The sequence below is a fragment of the Nocardiopsis moroccensis genome (genome assembly GCF_055763695.1).
Genome location: NZ_CP199747.1, coordinates 3,716,209 through 3,737,369 on the forward strand (window position 1 = coordinate 3,716,209; position 21,161 = coordinate 3,737,369).

Genomic DNA, 21,161 nt, shown 5'->3' on the forward strand with positions numbered 1-21,161 from the left:
TTCGTGCCGGGGAGGGTAGCGTTGTCGGCCATGGCGTCCTTTGACGATGATCTGCGGCTGGCCCACGTGCTCGCCGACGCTGCCGACGACATCGCGGTGAAGCGCTTCCGCGCGCTTGACCTGGTTGTCGACACCAAACCGGACCTCACTCCGGTGACCGAAGCCGACCGCATGGTCGAGGAGACCCTGCGCAGTGTGCTCTCCCGCGCCCGCCCCCGCGACGCGGTGGTCGGCGAGGAGTACGGCAGGACCGGCAACAGCAACCGGGTGTGGGTCATCGACCCCATCGACGGCACGAAGAACTACGTGCGCGGCGTCCCGGTGTGGGCGACGCTCATCGCCCTGCTGGAGGGCGACCGCCCCGTGGTGGGCGTGGTCTCGGCTCCGGCGCTGCACCGGCGCTGGTGGGCGTCCAAGGGCGGCGGGACCTGGACGGGCAGGAGCCTGTCCAAGGCCTCGCGCTGCCACGTCTCCAAGGTGACGGAGCTGTCGGACGCCTCACTGAGCTTCTCGTCACTGACCGGCTGGGAGGAGCAGGGGCGGCTGGAGTCGTTCCTGGGGCTGACCCGCTCGGTGTGGCGGACCCGGGCCTACGGCGACTTCTGGTCGCACGTGATGGTGGCGGAGGGGACCGTGGACATCTCGGCCGAGCCCGAGCTCTCGCTCTGGGACGCGGCCCCGCTGCCGATCATCCTGGAGGAGGCCGGCGGCCGCGCCACCAACCTGCGTGGTGACGGCTTCGAGGACGGCGGGCCGCTGGTGTGCACCAACGGGGCCATCCACGACCAGGTACTGACCTGGCTCAACGGCGGACCCACCCCCCTGCGCCGCCCCGAGTGAGCGGCCCGCGGGGGCGCTCCCGGCGCGGTGTCCCGGACTGACCCGCCCCGGCCGACACAAAGAGCACCCAATGCAGCACGCTGAGTAGTAACGTGCGCTGTGTGCTGACCACCCGAACCCACCCGCGGCGCACGGTCGCGCTCTGCGGGGCGGTCCTGCTCCTGGCCACGGCCTGCGGCGAGGGCCACGGCCACAGCCCCCAGCAGCTCAGCGAGATGATCGCCGAGACCGTGCGCGAGAGCGCCGATCCCGGTCCGCTCGGGCTCGGCATGCCCGACACCCTGTTCGACCCGGCCCGCTACGCCTGCGCCCCGGCCGTCGATCCCGAACTCCCCGGCGGTTGGCGCAGCGAGGCACCCCGCACCGTGGTCGGGGGCGGCGAACCGGTCGAACTCGGCCTCACCGACTCCGAGGCGGAGCACTCCGGCCCCGTCCTCGCCTCCGTGACCGGACCCGACAGGGAGACCGCCACAGCCGAGGCCGATCTGACCGGGGACCCGTGGGCGCGTCTGGACTACCCCGAGGACTTCGGCGCCGGGGAGACCGTGCCCGGCGTCTACACGGTGGTGTGGTCCGACGGTCGAAGCGGTGCGCCCCTCACCTGCGACGGCTTCGAGGTCGAGTAGGCCCGCGGCCCCGTGCCCGCGGCCCGGAGCGGACCGCCTCCCCCGCCCCGGCGCCCGGGTCCCCGGCCGTGACGACGTGTGTCCGGGTTCGGCCACGAGAAAACCCGGTTCCCAGTGAACCGAAACCCCCCGCGCCCGCGATGGAACTGTTGGCACCCCGCCCGACGCGGGGCACCCCGGCGCCGTCGGCGCCGCGCCGGACCCCTACAGACACACGGGAAGGGGCTTCATGCTGCGTTCCCTCACCGCCGGGATCGTACTGGCCTTCGCCGGTTCCCGGGCCAACGTGGCCCGAACCATCCTGTCCTGCGCCGGCATCGTCGTCGGTGTCGGCGCGCTGATCCTGGTGGTCACCGCGGGCGACCTCGGGCAGCGCTTCGCCACCGCCTACAGCGAGGCCAACGCCGGACGTGCGGCGACCCTCGAGGTGAGCACCTTCGGCACCGTCACCGACCTGGACTCGTTCGAGGAGGACCTCGGCCGGGCCGGCGCCCTGGAGGTGTCGGTCTACAAGCGGATGGAGTCCGCCCCGCCGCTGCGGGTGGACGACGAGGTCATCCGGAACACCGACATCGTCGGGGTGGACGTCGCCCTCGGCGACATCCGACGGATCAACATGACCCGGGGCCGCTGGTTCACCGAGGCCGACCTCGAATCCAGGGCCCCCGTCCTGGTGGTCAACGAGGCCCTGGCCGATCGACTCGGCGACTTCGACGACGTCCAGATCGGCACCGACCACTGGGCCCACGTGCGGATCGTCGGCGTCTCGCAGGGTTCCACCTTCAACGCCAACCAGTACAGCGCCTACCTGCTGCGCGCGCCCTCCTCCGGGGAGATCGTCTTCGGCCCCTCCTGGGACCCCGAGGACAACTCCCTCTCCCAGCCCACCTACCTGGCGCGGGTGGACCCCTCCGACGAGGCCGCCGACGAGATGTTCTCCGGGGGCGTGTTCACCGACCGCCTGTTCTCGGCCAGTTGGCGCTGGGGGATCGAGAACGAGGAGGACATCATGGTCTACCGCACCGACTACGCGGCGGAGACCGAGGAGCTCATCGGCTACCTGTCCCTGGGACTGATCGGCATCGCGGTGATCACCCTCACCACCGGCCTGCTCGGAGTCCTCAACGTGGGGCTGGTCACGGTGCGGGAGCGGCGCCGCGAGCTCGCCACCTACCGGGCCCTGGGCGCGAGCAGGTTCACCCTGTTCGTGGCCGTGGTGATGGAGGCGGTGGTCGTGGCGGTCGTCGCCGGGCTGATCGCCCTGGCCCTGTCCTGGGCCATGGTCGCCGCGGGCGGGGCCCTCATCGGCCGCTTCGTGTGGCTGCCACCCGACATCAGCATGGCGGTTCCGCCCTCGGCCGCGCTGGTCGGCCTGGGCAGTGCGGCCTTCGTCGGACTCTTGGCCGGGATCATCCCCGCGATCAGGGCGCTGCGCGCGTCCGTCGTCGCCGGGCTGCGGGAATAGGAGACAACACGTGAAGAAGTGGATCATCATCGGCGCGGCCCTCATTCTGGTGCTGGGCCTGTTCGGTTCGGGCTACCTCCTGCTGTCCCGCATGGGAGGCGCCGACCCGGCGGCGGAGGAGGAGTTCCTCCAGCAGTCCGCGGCGGACGCGGACGGCGGGCCGGTGGAGGTGGAACTGGGCACGGTCAGTTCCCTGCTCGTGCTCGACGCGACCGTCCGACCGGAGCCGGGCAAGTCGCTCAAGGCCCGTCAGGGCGGCACCGTCACACACCTGTGGCTGGACAACGGCGCCACCGTGGAGAACGGTGCCCCGATCCTCAACGTGTCGGTACCCGCGGAGGGCACCGCGGGTGCGGCCGAGGCCGACTCGGACGCCGGACCCGCGACCACCGAGGTCACCCTGTACGCACCCGCCTCCGGGACGATCAGGGGCATGGACGACGTCCAGGTCGGCGACGTCCTGGAACCGGGTGCGGCAGTGGCCACCGTCGCACCGGACGAGTTCCGCGCCGTGGCCACGGTCCCCGCCAACGACCTGTACCGGCTCTACGAGGACCCGAGCGACATCATGCTCAAGATCGACAAGGGGCCGCCCTCCGCCGAGTGCGAGTTCATCTCCCTGGGCTCGGCGGAGGAGGGTTCGGCTCCCGCCCCCGAACCGGAGGAGTTCGACCCGTTCACCGGTGAGTCCGAAGGCGGCGGCCCCGGGGCCGAGCTGTCCTGCCGGGTCCCCTCGGACCTGCAGGTGTTCGACGGGGTCCGGGGGAAGCTGTCGGTGAGCACGGGCGAGGCCAAGGACGTCGTGGTCGTCCCGGTGACCGCCGTGCGCGGCACCGCCGAGGAGGGCGAGGTGACCGTGATCGGCGACGACGGCGCCGAGGAGGCCCGCGAGGTCTCCCTGGGACTGTCCGACGGGCAGCTCGTCGAGGTCACCGAGGGACTGAGCGTCGGCGAGACGGTCATGGACCCGGTCCCGCTGGACCCGCGTTTCGACGTCCCCGGCGACGCCGACGAGGATATGGACGACATGTACGGGGTGGACGGCTAGATGACGGTCGACACTCCCCGTCCGGTGGCCGCGACCGGACGGCAGCCCACCCCCCCACTACTTTGCGTGGAGGGCCTGACCAGGCACTTCATGGTTTCCGGCACCCGGATCGACGTGTTGCACGACTGCACCTTCGACGTCAGCCGCGGCGAGGTCGTGGCCATTGTGGGGCAGTCGGGGTCGGGCAAGTCCACCCTGCTGAACGTGTTGGGCCTGCTGGACGAACCCAGCAGCGGTGCCTACACCTTCGACGGGATCGACACCACGTCCCTGCGGGAGGGCCGCAGGTCGCGGCTGCGCGGGGACGGGATCGGCTTCGTGTTCCAGCAGTTCCACCTGTTGGAGCGACGCTCCGCCCTGGCCAACGTGGGCGTTCCGATGGTGCTGGGCGGGGTCCCCCTGTGGCGCCGCCGAACGCGTGCCAGGGAGTTGTTGGAGGCGGTGGGGCTGGGGCACCGGCTGCACTCCCAGCCGCACCAGCTGTCCGGCGGTGAGCAGCAGCGTGTGGCCCTGGCACGCGCCCTGAGCCGGGAACCCGCCCTGGTGTTGGCCGACGAGCCCACGGGCGCCCTGGACGCCGCCAGCAGCACCATGATCATGGATCAGCTGATCGACCAGTCCCGGGTGCGCGACGCCGCCGTGGTCGTGGTGACCCACGACCCGAAGGTGGCCGAGCGGGCCGACCGGGTCGTGGAACTGTTGGAGGGCCGCACCCGCTGAGCAGTGCCCGGCACCGTCCTCCGGGAGCGGTGCCGGGCACAATCCCGTCGGATACGGGGTTCGCGCACACGAAAAAGCGCCGGGTGGATTTCTCCACCCGGCGCTTTCCTGGTAGCGGGGACAGGATTTGAACCTGCGACCTCTGGGTTATGAGCCCAGCGAGCTACCGAACTGCTCCACCCCGCGTCGTTGTGATCTCTACTTTAGGGCCTTTAACCCTGGGTGGCAAATCGGCTTGTTTTGCTTTAAACCGATCGGAGATCCACCTGTTTGTCCTGGTCGGCTGGCCGACCTGGCCTTTGGCTACTCTACCAGGCTTTCCTCGCGGTCAGCACCGGCATTTTCGCCGCGCACGCGCACCGTCGCCGATGCACGCCCCCCGATTCCCCGCCGAGGCGGAAAAACCGGGAAAAGCACCGGACCCGGGATTTCTCCCGGGTCCGATCTTGGTAGCGGGGACAGGATTTGAACCTGCGACCTCTGGGTTATGAGCCCAGCGAGCTACCGAACTGCTCCACCCCGCGTCGTTGTGTTCTCAGATTAGCGCGCCCCGCCTGGAAAGCCAAATCAGGCGACGGAGACGTGGCGCACCCTGTCCCCGGGCCGCCGCCGAACACCCCGGGGAGCCCCGGTGGGGGACGTTCGGGCGCAGGCTCCGCGCGAAGGCGTACGGGCCCGGGGAAAGCCGAACGGGGCGGGACACCCCGGAAGGGTCCCGCCCCGTCCTGCGAAGCGCTCTCAGGAGCGCCCGGCACCCCCGCTGCCGCAGTCACCGCGGGGGTGCTGCGGACCTAGTTCTCCGCGGCCTCCTCCAGGGCCTCCAGGGCCTCGCGCAGGCGCTCGTTGGCCTCCTCGCTCGACTCCTGTGCCTCTTCCCAGGCCTCGACGGCCTCGTTGAGGGCCTCGGTCAGGTCGGTGTCGGCGCCCTCGTCACCGGATCCGGCCTCGGACGACTCCTCGTCCTCGGTGCCCTCCTCGGCGTCCGCGCCCTCCTCGGGCAGCGGGCCCTCTCCGCCCTCGAACAGGTTGTTCAGGGCCTCCTGGAGGTTGCTGCCGATGGCGACCTCCTCACCGAAGCCGACCATGACCTGCTGGAGCAGCGGGAAGGACGCCGCTCCGCCGCCGCCGGCCTGCACGTAGAGGGGCTCCACGTAGAGCAGACCGCCCGCGAACGGCAGGGTCAGCAGGTTGCCCCGGGTCACCTCGGCGTTGGACTGCTCCAGCGGGAGCAGCACCTCACGCACGTCCGCGTCCGCGTCGAACGCGTTCTGCACCTGCCCGGGACCGAAGATCACCGTGCTCCGAGGCAGCTGCAGCAGCTTCAACTGGCCGTAGTCCTCGGACTGGGGATCACTGTCCACCGCCATGAACGCGGCCAGGTTCTCACGGCCGCGCGGCACGAACGTGCTGGTCAGCGAGAAGTTGGCCTCGTCGGTACCGGGGTAGTTGATGGTCTGGCGGTAGGGCGGCTCGGGCAGGTCCCCCTCGGTGGTCGGGTCGTTGGGCACCGACCAGAAGTCCTGACCGCCGTAGTAGGAGGCGGCGTCGGTGACGTGGTACTCGCGCATGATCTCGCGCTGCACCTTGAACAGGTCGTCCGGGTAGCGCAGGTGCTGGACGAGCTCCTCGCTCATGTCGTCCTTGCTGACCACGGCACCCGGGAAGGCGCCCTTCCAGGTCTGGAGGACGGGGTCCTCCTCGTCCCAGCCGTAGAGGGTGACGCTGCCGTCGTAGGCGTCGACGGTGGCCTTCACCGAGTTCCGGATGTAGTTGACCTCGTTGCCCGGCAGTGCGCCGACCTGCTGCGCCGCACCGTCGGTGAAGGTGTCGGTCACCGCCTGGGTGAAGTCGATCCGGTTGGCGTAGGGGTAGCCGTCGGAGGTGGTGTACCCGTCGACGATCCACACGACCTTGCCCTCGACCACCGCCGGGTAGGGGCGGCTGTCCACGGTCAGGAACGGTGCGACCTTCTCGACCCGGTCCAGCGGGTCCCGCTCGTAGATGATCCGCGAGTCACTGGTGATCGCGCTGTTGAGCAGGATGCTCGTTTCCTGGTACTTGATCGCGTACAGGATGCGGTCGAAGAAGCTGTTGAGCTCGACGCCGCCGTCGCCCTCGTACCTGTTGTACTGCTGGGACCCCTCGCCGTTGGCGCCCCCCTCGTCGGCGCCCTCCTCGGCGGCAGGCTCCTCCTCGGTAGCCGCGTCCTCGTCCGCGGCCGCGTCCTCCTCGGCGGAGTCGGCGGGCACGCGGGCCTCGTCGGCCTCGGGGCTGGGGCTGGGCTCCGCCGCGTCCTCCAGGGTCGGGACGTCGCCTCCGACCTCCTCCGAGTCGAGCGGGTAGTCGTACTCCTGCTCGGCCTGGACGATGACGTAGTCGGCGCCCTCGCGGCCGTAGTAGATCCGGGGCTCGTACTCGCCCGTGACCTCGCTCAGCTCACCGCGCGGCGGGATGTTGTACTCGGTGAAGACCGGACGGCCCTCGTCGTCGATCAGGTTGCCCGCAGCCGCGACCATGCCGAAGCCGTGGGTGTAGATCAGGTGCCGGTTCAACCAGTTGTCCTGGTCGGCGGGCGGACCGTCGAGCTCCCGGACGGCGACGATCGTGTCGATCAGGTTGCCATCGGAGTCCGGGTAGCGGTCGACCTCCAGCACGTCCGGGAACTGGTAGAACCCGCGGACCTGCTGCATCTGCTGGAAGGTCTGCGAGACCACCGCAGGGTCGGCCAGACGGACGCTGGGGATGGTGTCGGCCTCGGCCGCCAGCTCCTGCGGGGTGAGCTCCGTGGTGGCGTCGTAGGTCTCGACCTCGGAGTCCGCGATGCCGTACGCCTCACGGGTGCTCTCGATGTTGCGCTCGATGTAGGGGCTTTCCAGGCGCTGCTCGTTCGGGTCGACCTGGAAGTTCTGGACGATCGCGGGGTAGGCCACACCGACGACCACGCCGGACAGCACCAGCAGGCCGAGGGAGGCAACCGGGATCAGCGTGTTCTTGAAGACGATGTTGGCGAAGAAGAGGACCGCGCAGATCACCGAGATGACGGTGAGGATGGTGAGTGCGGTCTTGACCGCGTTCACATCCGTGTACGAGGCACCGAAGGTGTAACCGCGCTCCGAGAACACCAGTCCGTAGCGGTCCAGCCAGTAGGACCCGGCGCGCAGCAGCACGAAGAGGCCCAGCAGGACCGACAGGTGCACGCGGGCGGCGGGGGTCGCGCGCTGGCCGGAGTCGTTCTGCAGACGGACGCCGCCGTACAGGTAGTGCACGACCACCGCGGCGATGAACGCCAGGATGACGGCCGCGTACAGGTAGCCGAGCAGCACCCGGATGAACGGGTAGGTGAAGGCGAAGAACGAGATGTCCATACCGAACTCGGGGTCGTTCGCCCCGAAGTCGACGCCGTTCATGAACTGCAGGTATGAGCGCCAGTCACCGCTGGCGGCCGCACCGGCCAACAGGGCCAGGGCGCCCACCGCGATCCAGAAGAAGAGCTTGCGGTGGGGGTCGATGGACTGCCGGTAGCGGTCCAGGCCCTGCTGTTCCAGGCTCATCGGCCGGACGCCGGGCCTGGCCCGGTAGGCGAAGAAGATGCTCGCGCCGACGATGACCGCCATCACGATCCCCGCCACCGCGAACAGCAGGACTCGGGTCCACAGCTCGGTCAGGAAGACCGAGGTGTAGCCGACGGAATTGAACCACTTGTAGTCGGTCCAGAAGTTCGCGGCGATCATCAACGCCGCGATGATGACGACCACGGTCGCCGCGACTGGCGCGAGCAACCTTGATCGGCGAGGCATACGCGCAGGTGGTGCGCCGGGCGATCGAAAGCTCACGCCTCCCCCTCGTTCTGACTTGGTAGGTGCGTTCGGTGCGCGTGTGGCGCCTTATTACTAAAAACTTAATCGGTGGCCGTCGGGTTCCCGAAATCACCCGTCAGCGGGTGACAAGGCTGCATCGTTGGGGTATCGGAGTCGCAACCGCACGGCACCTTTGCGACCCTACTGCCGTCGAACGGGCCCGGCGAGGCTCCCACATCGGCCACCATGGAAACGTGTCGAACATTCGCGAAGCCGTCATGGACCTGGAACGCCACGCCGCCGAACAGGGGTGGGACCGCCCGCTGGGGCTGTACGCCCTGGTCCCCACCTCGGAGCTGTTGGCCGCGGAACCCGCCCTCGCCGGGATGCTGGGGATCGAATCCCCCGTGAGCCCCGACGAGCTGACCCCCGTCGAGCAGGAGGCGCTGCCCGGAGACGTCCCGTTGGAGGAGGCCCTGGGCCGCATCCTGTGGCCCGAGGGAGTGGCCGGCTGCGCTCTGGTCATGGAACGCCTGGTGGTGAAGGGCTCGGACGAGACCCTGGCCGCGGGCGAGGACCCCACCGGCTCGGACAAGGAGACCGAGGAGATCCGCATGGTCGCCGGCGTGCTGCGCGACGGTTCGCGGCACTGCGCGATGCGGATGCGCAGCCACGACAGCGAGACCGAGGTGCTCAACGGTCCGGACCTGATCCCCGCCCTGACCTCGGCCCTGGCCCTCACCCTGGACCTGGAGGAGGGCTGAGTTTTCTTTGGGCCTCCGCTGGCGCTTCGGCCCGTGTTCGGGCGCCTCAGGGGAGCGTTCTTCATCCTCGTCTACGCCTGGCTCGTTCCTCGCCGGCGGCTTGACTCGTCTTGCACTGTGTTTGCTGAAACCCAGACTCCCGCGCCCGAACGAAAGAACACCCCCTGGAGCCGGGCGGGCAGGCAGGGGCACCCCCTGCGGCTGAGGTGTGTGGGAGGCACTCCCCTTGTGGCTGGGGCAGAAGAGCGGGCACATCCCCCGCTGGCTCAGGCGGGCGGGGTGTTCTCCCGCGGCTGAGGTGAGTGGGAAGCACTCCCCCTGCGGCCGAGATGGCAGGACCCCCGGGCCGCGCGGCCCGGGGGTCGTTTCGTCGTGTGTCCCGCTTACTCGCAGCGGGGCAGGTCGTCGCCGCCCTCGCGGATGGTCTCCAGCGCGTCCACGGCGTCGGTGAGCGTCTCGACGCGCACCACCTCGAGTTCGCCGTAGGCGGCCGACTGGGCGACCTGGGAGCAGCTGTCGGCGGCCACGAAGAAGTACTCCGCGCCGTCGCGCTGGGCGCTGACCATCTTCTGCGGGACACCGCTGATCCCGCCGACCCGGCCGTCGGTGGAGATGGTTCCGGAACCGGCGACGCCGGCCCCGCCGGTGATGCCCTCCTCGCTGAGCCGGTCGATGATCCCGAGGGCGAACATCATGCCCGCGCTGGGGCCGCCGATCTCACCGACGGTGATGTCGATGTCCACGGGGAAGTCCATGTCGTCGGTGATGAGCACACCGACCGCGGCGGAACCGTCGTCGTTGCTGACCGTCTCGACCTCGACCTCGACCTCCTCGCCGTCGCGCTCCAGGGTGAGGGCGACCGGCTCTCCGGCCTCGCGCGCGCTGACCCGGTCCACGACGTAGGCGCTGCCCAGGGGCTCCTCGGGGGCCGCACCGTCGGTGCTGGTGGGCACGGGGTCGCCGTCGACGGCGACGATGACGTCATCCGGTTCGACGATTCCCTCGGCCGGCATGCCCTCGACGGTTTCGGCGACCCGGGGGACCGCCTCGTAGTCGATGTCGAGCTGGTCGAGGGCCGCGGCGGTGGCCTTGGTCTGCGAGTCGTTCATCTGGACGGTCTGCCGCTCGCTGACCTCCTGCTGGGAGCGACCGGCCGGGAAGAGGAGCTCCTCCGGCAGGACCGCCTGGCTCGGGGAGATCCAGGCCGTCACCAGGGTGAAGAGGTTGAGCCGGTGCTGGGGGCCGCCCGCGTACTGGACGGTCACCATGGAGAGCGATCCGTCGTGCTCGTAGTCCTCGGCCCCCTCGATACCGATGATGGGCCGGCCGTCCTCCTGCTCCCCGATGGTGTCCAGGGTGACACCGGGTGCGGCCACCAGGTAGGGCATGGGCAGGAGGAGACTGCCGTACCCGAGCCCGGCAAGCAGGACGAGTGCGGCGACAAGGGTCATGACACGACGAACCATGCTGACACCTTAGAGCCCCCGTGGACCCTCCGGCGCTCAGGCGTCCCCGGTGGCCGTCACCGGTCGCGGGGGCGCGTGTCGGCGCTCAGGGGAGGGTCGGGGCCCGCCCGGTCAGGGGGAGCCGACCCACTCGGCTCCGCCGTCCTCGAAGGCCTGGTTCTTCCAGATGGGCACCTGGGCCTTGAGGTCGTCGATGAGCCTGCGGCAGGCCGCGAAGGCCTCCTCGCGGTGTTCGGCCGAGACGGCGACGACCACGGCGGTGTCGCCGATCCGTAGGTCGCCGACCCGGTGGGTGGCGGCCATCCGCACGAGGGGGCGCCCGGGGACGGAGGTGTCGCTCAGCACCTTCTCCATGACGACGCGCAGCTGCGCCTCGACGCTCGGGTGGGCCGAGTAGGCCAGGGCGGACACGTCCCGACCGTGGTCGTGGTCGCGGACGGTACCGATGAAGACCGCGGTGCCGCCGGCTCTGGGGTCGGCCACCGCCGCCAGGACCTCGTCGACGGACAGGGGCGTGTCGCGTACGGCCGCGAGAGTGATCTGTTCCACGTGGAAACCGTATCAAGACGACCGGCGAACGACGCTTCCGCACGTGCCGTCCGCACGTGCGGCTTCCCGCGCTCCGGGTTTCCCCCGCAGGTCAGGCCTTTCCGCGCTTGCGCATGTGGCGGATGGCGGCGGCGGTTCCGATGGCGGCGGCCGCAGCGCCCGCGGCACCGGCCGCGGTGATGGTGACCTCCTTGCGGCCGAGGCTGCGTCCGGCGATCGCGTGCTTGCCGCTCTTGGCGTCCAGGAGCGCCTCCAGCGCCGACTCGTTGTCGTGGCCGGGCTTCCAGCCCGCCTCGCGCAGGGCCGAGCAGTCCACCACACACGGGTAGACCAGGAACTTGATCTCACCCGCGGCGGCCGGGGTGATGCGGACCTGGTGCAGGCGGCGGACCGCCCCGAAGGCCAGGTTGGCGGGGACCTCGAAGTGCTTCATGCCCGCGATCGCCTCGACCTCCCCCTGGGTCAGGGAGCCCTCGCAGGCCACGGCCACCACACCGGCCTCACCGGTCACCCCGTGCAGGGCGCAGTGGGCCAGGGCCGAGGCGAGGTCGTCCTCGTGGCAGAACTGCCAGTGCTGTTCGTGGCCCTTGACGGTGAGCAGCCGGGGCGCGGAGAAGTGCCGGCTCAGCAGGGTGTCCAGTTCCGGCCCCACGAGCGGTGCAGGACGCACCACGGTGACGGTCAGGCCGGGGTGGGCCCGGCGGGCGCGTTCGGCCAACTCCTCGATCTCGGCGAAGTCGCCCATGAGGCCCTCGCTGTTGTCGGAGACGCGGGCGGCGTTCTCGTCCAGCGGGACCGGGTTGTCGGGGGCCGCGCCGTAGACCATGGTGCTGGTGACGAGGATGACCCTGGGCACCCCGGAGGCCGCCGCGGCGGTCAGGACCGTCTGGGCCGCCCGGATGTTGTTCGCCCGGCGCAGCGAGGGCTTGGTGTCCAGGGAGCGGTCGACGGCGGTGTGCACGAGGACGTCGATGCCGCCCAGCCGCGAGACGAGGCCGGGGTCCCGGACGTCGGCGATCCGCCAGGTGACTCCGCGCAGGTCAGCGAACTCCTCGTCGATCGCGACGACCTCGCGCGCGGCGATGGAACCTTCTGGCACGGCCAGGCGTTGCACGAGGAGTCGGCCCACTCCGGAGGCGGCACCGGTGACCGCCACGACCATGCCCGCCGGGTCCGGAGGGCTGTGCTCTGGGCGAACCTGGTTGCTTTCGGTATTCACTCCGGGCGACTCCCAGCTAACGTGACAGTGGAGACCAAACCTAATCCTGCCTGAGGTCTGATTGTGAGCGACCTGCCTTTCGGTTTCAGCATGCCGAACGATCCCGATGACGAGTCCGGACGCCGTTCTGGCGACTCCGGCTCGGGTGCCGGCAGCGGCCGCCCGGGCGGGGGGGACTCCGGAATGCCGGACGGTTTCCCGTTCGGCGATCCGCAACAGATGGCCAACATGCTCCGCCAGTTCGCGGACATGATGTCGTCCCAGCCCACCCCCGGCGCACCCGAGGCGGAGAAGACGTCCTCGACGTCCGGCATCAACTGGGACATGGCCAAGAACATCGCGCGGCACGCGGTGTCCCAGCAAGGGGACCCGAGTGTGCCGCCCGCCGACTACGCACGGGTGGAGGAGGCGCTGCGCCTCGCCGACCTGTGGCTCGACCAGGCTACCGACCTGCCGTCGGGGCTCCAGACGGCCCAGGCGTGGAGCCGGTCGGAGTGGATCGAGAAGACGATGAACTCGTGGGCGCAGCTGTGCGACCCGCTGACCGCCAAGACCGTACAGGCCATGGGGCAGAACCTGCCCGAGGAGATGGCCTCCGTCGCCGGTCCGCTGCTGGGCATGATCCAGCAGATGGGCGGCATGATGGTCGGCCAGCAGGCCGGTCAGGCCATCGGCGAGCTCGCCCAGGAAGTGATCGGTACCACCGACATCGGCCTGCCGCTCGCGGGTGAGGGCAACGCCGCCCTGCTGCCCTCGGGGGTGGCCCGCTTCGGTGAGGGCCTGGAGATCCCCGAGGACGAGGTCCGCCTGTACCTGGCCGCCCGGGAGGCGGCCGTGCACCGCCTCTACTCGCACGTTCCGTGGCTGCGTTCGCACGTGTCCCGTCTGGTCGAGGAGTACGCGGCCGGGATGTCGTTCGACGTCAGCGGCCTTGAGGACAAACTCGGCGAGATCGACATCACCAACCCCGAGGCTCTGCAGGAGGCGATGTCCGGCGGCATGGGTCCCGAGGGCCTGCTCCAGCCGGAGGACACCCCGCAGCAGAAGGCCGCGCTGACGCGCCTGGAGACCACACTCGCCCTGATCGAGGGCTGGGTGGCGACCGTGGTGTCCTCGGCCGTCGCCGACCGGCTCCCGCAGTCCGGGGCCCTGGCCGAGACGACCCGTCGGCGCCGTGCCACCGGCGGCCCCGCCGAACACACCTTCGCCGCCCTGGTCGGTCTGGAGCTGCGCCCGCGCCGTCTGCGCGAGGCCGGAGCCCTGTGGACCGCGCTGGAGGAGGCCCGGGGCGTGGAGGGCCGCGACGCCGTCTGGCAGCACCCGGACCTGATGCCCACCGGCGACGACCTGGCCGACCCGGACGCCTTCGTGCACGGGCGGAGCGAGTTCGAGGGACCGGACTTCGACATCTCGTCGCTGACCGAACCCGACGGCTCGGAGAAGCCCAAGCCCGGCGAGGGATCCGGCGGGGACGAGGACGACAGGGACGGCGAGTAGGTGACATTGCACGCGGACGCCCGATCGGTGCTGGGCGGCTGGGACGCGCCCGACGACGGGCAGGAGGAGCTTCGCCGCTCCTACGTGGAGCACCTGGACGCCCACGCGGACGGTATGTGGCGCACCTGCCTGCCCGGGCACCTGACCGCGTCCGCGGCGATCATCTCCTCGGACGGTTCCAGGGTGGCCCTGGTGCTGCACCGCATCCACCGGATGTGGTTGCAGACCGGCGGCCACTGCGAGGCCGAGGACCGGACCCTGGGCGGTGCCGCGTTGCGCGAGGCCGTCGAGGAGTCCGGGATCACGGGCCTGACCCTGCTGCCGCGGCCGGTGCGACTGGACCGCCACTCGGTGCCGTGCGGCGGCGGCAGTTTCCACCTGGACGTGCAGTACGCGGCCCTGGCCCCCGCCGAGGCGGTCCTGGTCCGGGACCCCGACGAGTCCGAGGGCCTGGGCTGGTTCCCCGTCGGGGAGCTGCCCGAGCCCACTGACGACTCGGTGCGGGACCTGGTCGGGGCGGCCGCCACGGCGGTCCGGTCCCGGCTTCCCCGGGGGGCTGCGCAGTGTCCCTGATCACCGTCGCGGGCATGTTCGGCGGACTGTTCATCGTGCTGGCCGCCCGCCGTGGCAGGAAGGCCCTCGACAGGCTGCTCGCAGACGAGCGCGCGGGTCTGGCCTCACCCCGTGAGGTGGCCCTGGCCCGTGTGCGGCAGAAGGAGCGTTCCCTGCGCCTGGGCCAGGTCATCTGTGCGTTCCTGGCCGTACTGCTGGTCGCGGTGCTGGGGCGCGCGGGCGTGTCCGGTGAGTGGGGCGGGATGACCGCCTACTACGCGACCGTGTTCGGGATCCTGCTGGTGGTGAGCGCGCTGGCTCTGCGCCGGGTCGCCGCCGACCTCGCCGGGGCCCGTGCCGGGCTGGGCGAACCGGACCGTCCCCGGGGCCGCTGACCGGCCCGGATCCGAGGAAGGACACACCCCCATGGGTCCTGCCCGCACCGTTGCCGTCCTCGCCCTCGTCGCCGCCGCCTTCATGGCGCTGCTGTACGTGGTGACCGGTGCCCCGAGCCGGGTCGGCCAGGGCCCGGAGCCGGAGTACGGCTGGCAGACGGTCGGCCCGGACGAGCCCGGTAACCCGTTCCTCCCCCAGCCGCCGCCGGTCACCGGGTTCGGCGACTGACCACACCCGGGTGTACAACTTTCTGTACAACGACTCCTGGTGCACATCGCGCTGGCAACCCCAGAAGGAACAGTGACCAGGACGATCACCTACTCCGAGTCCCGTGCCAACTACGCGGCCACCATGGACGCGGTCGTGAACGACCGTGAGGAGGTCATCATCACCAGAGCGGGACACGAGCCCGTGGTGATGATGGCTCTGTCCGAGTACGAATCCCTCAGAGAGACCGCCTACCTTCTCCGCAGCCCGGAGAACGCCCGGCGCCTGGTCGACGCTATCGAGCAGCTGGAGTCCGGACACGGGATAGAGCGGGGTCTGGCCGAATGAAGCTGGTCTGGGCGGAGAACGCCTGGGAGGACTACGTCTGGTGGCAGGGACAGGACCGCAAGGTCCTGAAGCGCATCAACACCCTGATCAAGGACATCGATCGGCACGGCAACGACGGTATGGGCAAGCCCGAACCGCTGCGCCACGGCTTCCATGGCTACTGGTCGCGCCGGATCACCGACGAGCACCACTTGGTCCACCGAATCCACGAGGACGAGAGCCGCATCGTGGCCTGCCGTTACCACTACGGCAAGTAGGACGCGCTCCGACTCACTCCTCGAAGGCGACCTCGTCGGCTTCGAGGTCCTCGTCCTCCTCGGCGTGGGCGCAGCCCTCGGAGCGGCTGCCCGCGCTGAACCCCTCCAGGTAGCCGCGGGCCCGGTCGGCCTTGGGGTAGCGGCGTACCAGGTCCCAGAAGTCCCGGCCGTGGTGCGGGATGTGCAGGTGCGCGAGTTCGTGGACGAGGACGTAGTCCACCACCCAGGCGGGCATTCCGGCGACGCGGCGGGAGATGCGGATCATACCGGTGTCCGGGGTGCACGAGCCCCAGCGTGAGTTCTGGTTGTCGACCCAGCGGACGCTGTCGGGCAGTCTGGTGCCGCCCAGGTAGCGTTCGGCGAGTTCGACCGCACGGGCGTGGAGCTCTCGGTCCCCGGGGCGCCTGCGGCCCTCGCGTGCGTCGAGCTTCTGCAGCATCTGGTCCACCCAGCGCTTTTCCTCTGCGCGGGAGAACGTCGCGGGCACGAGGACGACAGTGGTGTCCCCGTCCCGGTAGGCCGACACTGTGCGCCGGCGACGAGGACTGCGTCGTACCTCGATTTTGGTGTTCGAGGGCACGAAGTTTACGGTAGCCCAGCGAAGCGCTCCCGAACAGGTGTGCCTTGTACCGAAATGTCATTTGTCTGACGCGATGTCCGTCCACCGGCTCCGTACCGAAAAACGGCCCCGGGTACCGGGTTCCGCTCTGACCAGGGCGATTTTTGGGCGGTGACGGAGACCATATCGGGGCCCGATTCGGCACCTTCCGGCACTTTTGGTTATACAAACGAGACCGAACGGCGCACCCCCGCCGAGGGTGCGACCGTTCGGCCCCGTCGTCCGCCTGTCCCGCACGGATGACCGCGCCGGGCGCTGAGCGGTGCCGCCCCGACCCCGGCTCGCCAGGGCCTTCGACACCGCTCAGCGGGCCCCGGTCAACATAGCCGTGACCACGCGATTTCCATGATCGTCTGCTCCGCACGGCGCTCCTCGCGCTGGCGGGCGCGCAGTTGTCGGGCACCGAGCCTTCTGATCTGGTGCTCGCGCGGCTCCTCGTCGGAACGCTCCACCATCTGCATGAGTTCCTGCATCATCGCTGAGTCCTTCGATTGTCAGTGGTCTGTCGGGGAGGTCGGGATCACCCGAGCGGTCAGGCGGCGACCGGCGCGGGGTTCTTCCGGGGGCGGCCGCGCGGGCGCTTGCGCGCCACGACCTGGCCGGAGACGAGCAGCTGCCCGCCCCAGACACCCCAGGGTTCACGCCGTTCGAGGGCGTCCGCCAGGCACTGCTCCCTGATCGGGCAGGCTCCGCAGATCGCCTTGGCCTGCTCGACCTCGGCGGGGGACTCCGCGAAGAACAGGTCCGGCTCGTTGCGGCAGGGGATGTCGACCTCGCCCAGCGCGGGCGTTTCCAGGACCGACGCAAGCATCGGTGCCCTCCAAGATCTTTGATCGTTCGTACAACGCGGTCGGTGTTCAGTCACCGGAACAGATCCGGTGCGGGACCTGGACTTGCGATGCCGCCGTCTTCTCCCTCGCCCCTGGGGGACGGGAAACCTACGGAGATACAAAGAAAGCCGCGGCCCCTGTATCGGGGTCCGCGGCCACGGTCGAAACTCTCGGCCCGTGTTGCTCTAGGCCGGAATCTTCCGTGGACACTCCCCCGATGCGCCGTACAGGCGCGGGGTTTCGTGCGATGCGTCTTCGAAGCCGCCGGTGAACTTGCCTCGATCAAGGGCGAGCTCGGACTCGTGGCGCAGGCCGCCGATGGCACCGCCAGCGGGCACACTGGTCCGCTCGGACACGAGACCGGCTCCGAGGAGCTGGGCCATGCCGATGGCGGCGGTGCCACTTTCGGTGTTCGTACGGCTGCCCATGGTGGCGACCATGGTGCTACCGCCCAGGCTGGTGCCCGGGGCGACGCGCGGCGAGAACAGCTGCCAAGCAGCAGCGAAACCGGGGTTCATCGTGTTCTTCGTGGCCATCAGATCGGGCACCTCCTTCAGAGTCGGGCGCAGGGTCTTGCACCTGCGCCGAGAGCGGTCATTACGACGGTGTACACACTACGGTCAGCCCAACAAACAAGGCAACCTATTTTTGACCTGCGAAAACGTCCGCATCCGGCCAGAACTTCACGGGAATGGGAAAGGGCCTGGGAGCGTTACCCACCGCGCTCCGGCCCCGGACCGCCCCCTCGGGGGCCACCCGCGCCGACGGGTCCTCAGCCCCAGCCCTCCGCGTCGACCACGCGGATCATCCCTTCCTGCACCACGGAGCAGACGAGTTGTCCGTCCCGGGTGTAGACGAGGCCGCGGGCCAGCCCCCGCGCGCCCTGCGCGGTCGGGGTCTCCTGGGCGTAGAGCAGCCACTCGTCGGCGCGGAACGGGCGGTGGAACCACATGGCGTGGTCGAGGCTGGCCATCGCGATACCGGCGAAGGACCGGCCGTGCCGGAGCAGCACCGTGTCCAGCAGGGTCATGTCCGAGGCGTAGGTCATCAGGCACACCTGGGTGAGGCGGTCGTCGGGGAGTTCGCCGTCGACCTTGAACCACACCGGGTTGGTGGCGGTGCGCAGTTGCGGGTCGCGTTCGGCCTCGAACGACATGGCGCCCACCGGACGCGTCTCGATCGGGTGCCACTGCACGAAGTTCGGCACCTTCCCGAACGCCTCGCGCAGCCGCTCGCGGGTGCTGAGCAGGTCCTCGGGCGGCGGCACGTCCGGCATCGGGATCTGGTGGTCCAACCCCGGCTCCTCCTTGTGGAAGGAGGCCGACAGGGTGAAGATCGCCTTGCCGTGCTGGATCGCCACGACCCGGCGGGTGGTGAACGAACGCCCGTCCCGGACCCGGTCGACCTCGTAGACGATCGGCACCGCCGGGTCGCCCGGTCTTATGAAGTAGGCGTGCAGGGAGTGCACGTACCGCCCCGCGGGCACGGTCCGGCCCGCCGCCACCAGCGCCTGCCCGGCGACCAGTCCGCCGAAGACCCGCTGGGGCCCCTCGTCCGGGCTGATCCCGCGGAAGATGTTGACCTCGATCTGCTCCAGGTCCAGGACCCTCAGCAGGTCGGCCAGGGACTGCCGGGTGTGCCCCGCACCTTGTTCACTCATCCGGTTCTTCCTCCTCGTCACCGGCGTCCGCATCCGCCGGTTCCCGCCCCGCGACCAGCGCGAGTACCGCTTCACCGTAACGGTCCAGTTTTGTCGGGCCCACACCGGACACGGCCGTCAACTGGGAGACGCTGGAGGGCTCCTGCTCGGCGATGGCCTGGAGGGTGGCGTCGGTGAAGATCACGTAGGCGGGCACCTTCTGTTCCTGCGCGCTCTGCCTGCGCCACTCGCGCAGGCGTTCCAGCAGGGCCTCGTCGTAGGTGGACGGGCAGTCCAGGCAGCGGCCGAGTTTGCGCTCGGTGGAGTCGGACAGCGGGCCCCCGCACACCCGGCAGCGCACGACCCCGCCCTTGCGCCGATCCCGGCGGTTGGCGGTGGAGGGCGAGGCGGGGCGCAGGCCGTCGAGGAAGCGGGAGGGTTTGCGGGTCCTCCTGCCGCCGGGCGAGCGAGCCAGCGACCAGGACATCGCGAGGCTGGAGCGGGCCCGGGTGACCCCCACGTAGAAGAGCCGGCGCTCCTCCTCCACCTGCTCGTCGGTCTCGGCGTAGATGATCGGCACCATGCCCTCGGTCAGGCCGACCAGGAACACCGCATCCCACTCCAGCCCCTTGGCGGAGTGCAGTGAGGCGATGGTCACCCCCTCGAACCCGGGCGCGTGCTCGGTGGCCATCCGTGTCTCGAGCTCGTCCACGAAGCCCGCCATGGTGACGGGGCGGCCGTCGGGTCCGGGCCTGGCGGCCATGTCCTCGGCGAGCTGGACCAGCGCCGAGAGCGACTCCCAGCGCTCCCGGGCCTGGCGCCCCTCGGGGGCGGTCTCCGCCAACCCCATCTGGGAGAGCAGTTGGCGCACGGTCGGGACGAGGGGCTCGGCCTCCTCGCCCGCCGCTCCGTGCCGGGCGCCGCGCAGGGTGTGCACGGCCTGTTTGATCTCGGGGCGCTCGAAGAAGCGTGCGGTGCCGCGCACGGTGAAGGGGACGCCCTCGTCGGCCAGGGCCTGCTCGTAGGCGGCCGACTGGGAGTTGGTGCGCAACAGCACCGCGATCTCGCTCGCGGGGACCCCGTCGGACAGCAGGACGCTGATCTTGCGCGCGACGCCGGTGGCCTCGGCGGGCTCGTCGTCGTACTCCTGGTAGAGCGGATCGGGCCCGTCGGGGCGCTGCGCCCGGAGGGTGAGGTGGTTCGCGGAGGTCGCGCCCCTGGCCTGCGCGATGACGTGGTTGGCCACCCGCACCACCTGGGGGGTGGAGCGGTAGTCGCGGACCAGCCGGACGACGGTGGCGTGCGGGTAGCGGTTGGCGAACCCGGTCAGGTACTCCGGGCTGGCCCCGGCGAAGGAGTAGATGGTCTGGCTGGGGTCGCCGACCACGCACAGGTCGTCGCGGTCGCCGAGCCAGGCGTCCAGGAGGAGTTTCTGGAGCGGGTTGACGTCCTGGAACTCGTCCACGACGAAGTACCGGTACTGGTCGCGCACCCGCTGGGCGACCGCGGGGTACTCGGTGATCATCCCCGCGGTGAGTTCGAGCATCGACTCGAAGTCGAGGAGGTTGTGCTCGCGGCGCAGGTCCTCGTAGGCCTCGAAGACGCGGGCGACCTCGCCGGTGGACATGGGCGCCTCGCGCCCGGCCTTGACCACGGCCTTGTCGTAGTCGCTGGGCCGCACCTGGGTGACCTTGGCCCACTCGATCTCGCCGGCGAGGTCGCGCAGCCCGGTCCGGTCCGGTTGCAGGCCCACCGAGCGGGCGGCCCGCGCCACCGCCTGGATCTTGCTGTCGATCAGGGTGGGTTTCTCGCCACCGACCACTTGTGGCCAGAAGAATCCGAGCTGGCGCAGGGCGGCCGCGTGGAAGGTCCGGGCCTGGACCCTGGGGGCGCCGAGGGAACGCAGGCGTCCGCGCATCTCCCCCGCGGCCCGGGCGGTGAAGGTGACCGCGAGGATCTGCTGTTCGGAGACGATCCCGCTGGCCACGGCGTGCGCGATCCGGTGGGTGATCGCCCTGGTCTTCCCCGTTCCGGCACCGGCCAGAATGCACACGGGGCCGCGCAGGGCGCGCGCCGCCTCGGTCTGTTCCGGGTCCAGTCCCTCCAGGACGCGGTCGGGGTCCATGGTGCTCCTGCATCTGGTTGGGGCGGTTGTCCTACCGTGGGCGCACAGTCTCTCAAGTATCGGCTGTCGTCGGGAGCGGATCCGCCTGTGCCGGCGGCGGGGTCGGTGAACGAGCCGATCGACACATTCCAGAACCAGTCGGGCCTGTGAGGCGTCCCACGTTGTGTCGTGCGGTCATGGGAAGCGGTGGGAGCCCC

The 21,161-nt window shown here is 70.3% G+C and carries 22 protein-coding genes and 2 tRNA genes; 12 read left to right on the top strand and 12 right to left on the bottom strand.

The window, feature by feature from the left end; genetic code table 11:
* Positions 1-30: 30 nt before the first annotated feature.
* The 5 genes from hisN to ACUKCB_RS16480 all read left to right on the top strand — a co-directional run bounded on the left by hisN (position 31) and on the right by ACUKCB_RS16480 (position 4,699).
* Entirely contained in the window at positions 31-840 is an 810-nt protein-coding gene (gene hisN, locus ACUKCB_RS16460; RefSeq protein WP_191268397.1) for a histidinol-phosphatase, read from the top strand.
* A 92-nt stretch (positions 841-932) separates the two neighbouring features.
* Positions 933-1,466: a hypothetical protein gene (locus tag ACUKCB_RS16465; protein ID WP_473036492.1), complete on the top strand. Its 534-nt coding sequence runs from the start codon at positions 933-935 to the stop codon at positions 1,464-1,466.
* A 229-nt stretch (positions 1,467-1,695) separates the two neighbouring features.
* The gene (locus ACUKCB_RS16470; RefSeq protein ID WP_473036493.1) at positions 1,696-2,931 is read left to right on the top strand and encodes an ABC transporter permease; all 1,236 of its coding nucleotides are present in this window, start codon (positions 1,696-1,698) and stop codon (positions 2,929-2,931) included.
* Positions 2,932-2,941: 10 nt separating this feature from the next.
* Positions 2,942-3,979, top strand: coding sequence for a permuted SH3 domain-containing protein (locus ACUKCB_RS16475; protein ID WP_473036494.1), 1,038 nt, complete (start codon positions 2,942-2,944; stop codon positions 3,977-3,979).
* Positions 3,980-4,699: an ABC transporter ATP-binding protein gene (locus tag ACUKCB_RS16480; protein ID WP_473036495.1), complete on the top strand. Its 720-nt coding sequence runs from the start codon at positions 3,980-3,982 to the stop codon at positions 4,697-4,699. It begins immediately after the preceding gene.
* 109 nt (positions 4,700-4,808) lie between these two features.
* Here the strand turns inward: ACUKCB_RS16480 and ACUKCB_RS16485 are convergent.
* The 3 genes from ACUKCB_RS16485 to ACUKCB_RS16495 all read right to left on the bottom strand — a co-directional run bounded on the left by ACUKCB_RS16485 (position 4,809) and on the right by ACUKCB_RS16495 (position 8,454).
* Positions 4,809-4,885: transfer RNA gene (locus ACUKCB_RS16485), tRNA-Met, on the bottom strand.
* A gap of 261 nt (positions 4,886-5,146) precedes the next feature.
* Positions 5,147-5,223, bottom strand: a tRNA-Met gene (locus tag ACUKCB_RS16490).
* 267 nt (positions 5,224-5,490) lie between these two features.
* Entirely contained in the window at positions 5,491-8,454 is a 2,964-nt protein-coding gene (locus tag ACUKCB_RS16495; RefSeq protein WP_473041032.1) for a UPF0182 family membrane protein, read from the bottom strand.
* A gap of 296 nt (positions 8,455-8,750) precedes the next feature.
* On the opposite strand from ACUKCB_RS16495, the gene ACUKCB_RS16500 reads away from it, so the two are divergent.
* The gene (locus ACUKCB_RS16500; RefSeq protein WP_473036496.1) at positions 8,751-9,260 is read left to right on the top strand and encodes a PPA1309 family protein; all 510 of its coding nucleotides are present in this window, start codon (positions 8,751-8,753) and stop codon (positions 9,258-9,260) included.
* A gap of 383 nt (positions 9,261-9,643) precedes the next feature.
* Here ACUKCB_RS16500 and ACUKCB_RS16505 read toward each other — a convergent pair whose 3' ends face one another.
* From ACUKCB_RS16505 to ACUKCB_RS16515, 3 genes are all read right to left on the bottom strand, one after another.
* Positions 9,644-10,711 (bottom strand): YlbL family protein, encoded by a 1,068-nt coding sequence (locus ACUKCB_RS16505; RefSeq protein WP_473041033.1) that lies wholly within the window; start codon positions 10,709-10,711, stop codon positions 9,644-9,646.
* A 126-nt stretch (positions 10,712-10,837) separates the two neighbouring features.
* Positions 10,838-11,275 (bottom strand): molybdenum cofactor biosynthesis protein MoaE, encoded by a 438-nt coding sequence (locus tag ACUKCB_RS16510; protein ID WP_473036497.1) that lies wholly within the window; start codon positions 11,273-11,275, stop codon positions 10,838-10,840.
* 91 nt (positions 11,276-11,366) lie between these two features.
* A complete protein-coding gene (locus tag ACUKCB_RS16515; RefSeq protein ID WP_473041034.1) occupies positions 11,367-12,437 on the bottom strand; it encodes an NAD-dependent epimerase/dehydratase family protein in 1,071 nt (356 codons plus the stop codon).
* 120 nt (positions 12,438-12,557) lie between these two features.
* Between ACUKCB_RS16515 and ACUKCB_RS16520 the strand changes: the two genes are divergently transcribed.
* From ACUKCB_RS16520 to ACUKCB_RS16545, 6 genes are all read left to right on the top strand, one after another.
* The gene (locus ACUKCB_RS16520) at positions 12,558-13,991 is read left to right on the top strand and encodes a zinc-dependent metalloprotease (protein ID WP_473036498.1); all 1,434 of its coding nucleotides are present in this window, start codon (positions 12,558-12,560) and stop codon (positions 13,989-13,991) included.
* Complete coding sequence (locus ACUKCB_RS16525; protein WP_473036499.1) at positions 13,992-14,564, top strand: NUDIX hydrolase; 573 nt, start codon at positions 13,992-13,994, stop codon at positions 14,562-14,564.
* Positions 14,555-14,938, top strand: a complete 384-nt coding sequence (locus ACUKCB_RS16530) for a hypothetical protein (RefSeq protein WP_473036500.1) — start codon at positions 14,555-14,557, stop codon at positions 14,936-14,938. The genes ACUKCB_RS16525 and ACUKCB_RS16530 overlap by 10 nt, the downstream gene beginning before the upstream one ends.
* 31 nt (positions 14,939-14,969) lie before the next feature.
* A complete protein-coding gene (locus ACUKCB_RS16535; RefSeq protein ID WP_473036501.1) occupies positions 14,970-15,167 on the top strand; it encodes a hypothetical protein in 198 nt (65 codons plus the stop codon).
* A 72-nt stretch (positions 15,168-15,239) separates the two neighbouring features.
* A complete protein-coding gene (locus ACUKCB_RS16540) occupies positions 15,240-15,494 on the top strand; it encodes a type II toxin-antitoxin system prevent-host-death family antitoxin (RefSeq protein ID WP_473036502.1) in 255 nt (84 codons plus the stop codon).
* A complete protein-coding gene (locus tag ACUKCB_RS16545; protein ID WP_473036503.1) occupies positions 15,491-15,751 on the top strand; it encodes a Txe/YoeB family addiction module toxin in 261 nt (86 codons plus the stop codon). The genes ACUKCB_RS16540 and ACUKCB_RS16545 overlap by 4 nt, the downstream gene beginning before the upstream one ends.
* A 13-nt stretch (positions 15,752-15,764) precedes the next feature.
* Here the strand turns inward: ACUKCB_RS16545 and ACUKCB_RS16550 are convergent, their stop codons facing one another.
* From ACUKCB_RS16550 to ACUKCB_RS16575, 6 genes are all read right to left on the bottom strand, one after another.
* Positions 15,765-16,331, bottom strand: coding sequence for a M48 metallopeptidase family protein (locus tag ACUKCB_RS16550; protein WP_473036504.1), 567 nt, complete (start codon positions 16,329-16,331; stop codon positions 15,765-15,767).
* Positions 16,332-16,687: 356 nt separating this feature from the next.
* Positions 16,688-16,846, bottom strand: a complete 159-nt coding sequence (locus ACUKCB_RS16555; protein WP_473036505.1) for a hypothetical protein — start codon at positions 16,844-16,846, stop codon at positions 16,688-16,690.
* A gap of 56 nt (positions 16,847-16,902) precedes the next feature.
* Positions 16,903-17,181, bottom strand: coding sequence for a WhiB family transcriptional regulator (locus ACUKCB_RS16560; protein ID WP_191268410.1), 279 nt, complete (start codon positions 17,179-17,181; stop codon positions 16,903-16,905).
* Positions 17,182-17,385: 204 nt separating this feature from the next.
* Positions 17,386-17,736, bottom strand: coding sequence for a hypothetical protein (locus ACUKCB_RS16565; protein WP_473036506.1), 351 nt, complete (start codon positions 17,734-17,736; stop codon positions 17,386-17,388).
* Between the two features lie 236 nt (positions 17,737-17,972).
* Positions 17,973-18,860: an acyl-CoA thioesterase II gene (gene tesB / locus ACUKCB_RS16570; protein WP_191268412.1), complete on the bottom strand. Its 888-nt coding sequence runs from the start codon at positions 18,858-18,860 to the stop codon at positions 17,973-17,975.
* Complete coding sequence (locus tag ACUKCB_RS16575) at positions 18,853-20,964, bottom strand: ATP-dependent DNA helicase UvrD2 (protein WP_473036507.1); 2,112 nt, start codon at positions 20,962-20,964, stop codon at positions 18,853-18,855. The genes tesB and ACUKCB_RS16575 overlap by 8 nt, the downstream gene beginning before the upstream one ends.
* Positions 20,965-21,161 lie beyond the last annotated feature (197 nt).

Bases quoted from the DNA above. Each gene is read 5' to 3' on its own strand.
- ACUKCB_RS16575 (WP_473036507.1), bottom strand. From the start codon at position 20,964: ATGGACCCCGACCGCGTCCTGGAGGGACTGGACCCGGAACAGACCGAG.
- ACUKCB_RS16535 (WP_473036501.1), top strand. From the start codon at position 14,970: ATGGGTCCTGCCCGCACCGTTGCCGTCCTCGCCCTCGTCGCCGCCGCC.
- tesB (WP_191268412.1), bottom strand. From the start codon at position 18,860: ATGAGTGAACAAGGTGCGGGGCACACCCGGCAGTCCCTGGCCGACCTG.
- ACUKCB_RS16515 (WP_473041034.1), bottom strand. From the start codon at position 12,437: ATGGTCGTGGCGGTCACCGGTGCCGCCTCCGGAGTGGGCCGACTCCTC.
- ACUKCB_RS16505 (WP_473041033.1), bottom strand. From the start codon at position 10,711: ATGACCCTTGTCGCCGCACTCGTCCTGCTTGCCGGGCTCGGGTACGGC.
- ACUKCB_RS16480 (WP_473036495.1), top strand. From the start codon at position 3,980: ATGACGGTCGACACTCCCCGTCCGGTGGCCGCGACCGGACGGCAGCCC.
- hisN (WP_191268397.1), top strand. From the start codon at position 31: ATGGCGTCCTTTGACGATGATCTGCGGCTGGCCCACGTGCTCGCCGAC.
- ACUKCB_RS16555 (WP_473036505.1), bottom strand. From the start codon at position 16,846: ATGATGCAGGAACTCATGCAGATGGTGGAGCGTTCCGACGAGGAGCCG.
- ACUKCB_RS16565 (WP_473036506.1), bottom strand. From the start codon at position 17,736: ATGGCCACGAAGAACACGATGAACCCCGGTTTCGCTGCTGCTTGGCAG.
- ACUKCB_RS16470 (WP_473036493.1), top strand. From the start codon at position 1,696: ATGCTGCGTTCCCTCACCGCCGGGATCGTACTGGCCTTCGCCGGTTCC.
- ACUKCB_RS16545 (WP_473036503.1), top strand. From the start codon at position 15,491: ATGAAGCTGGTCTGGGCGGAGAACGCCTGGGAGGACTACGTCTGGTGG.
- ACUKCB_RS16560 (WP_191268410.1), bottom strand. From the start codon at position 17,181: ATGCTTGCGTCGGTCCTGGAAACGCCCGCGCTGGGCGAGGTCGACATC.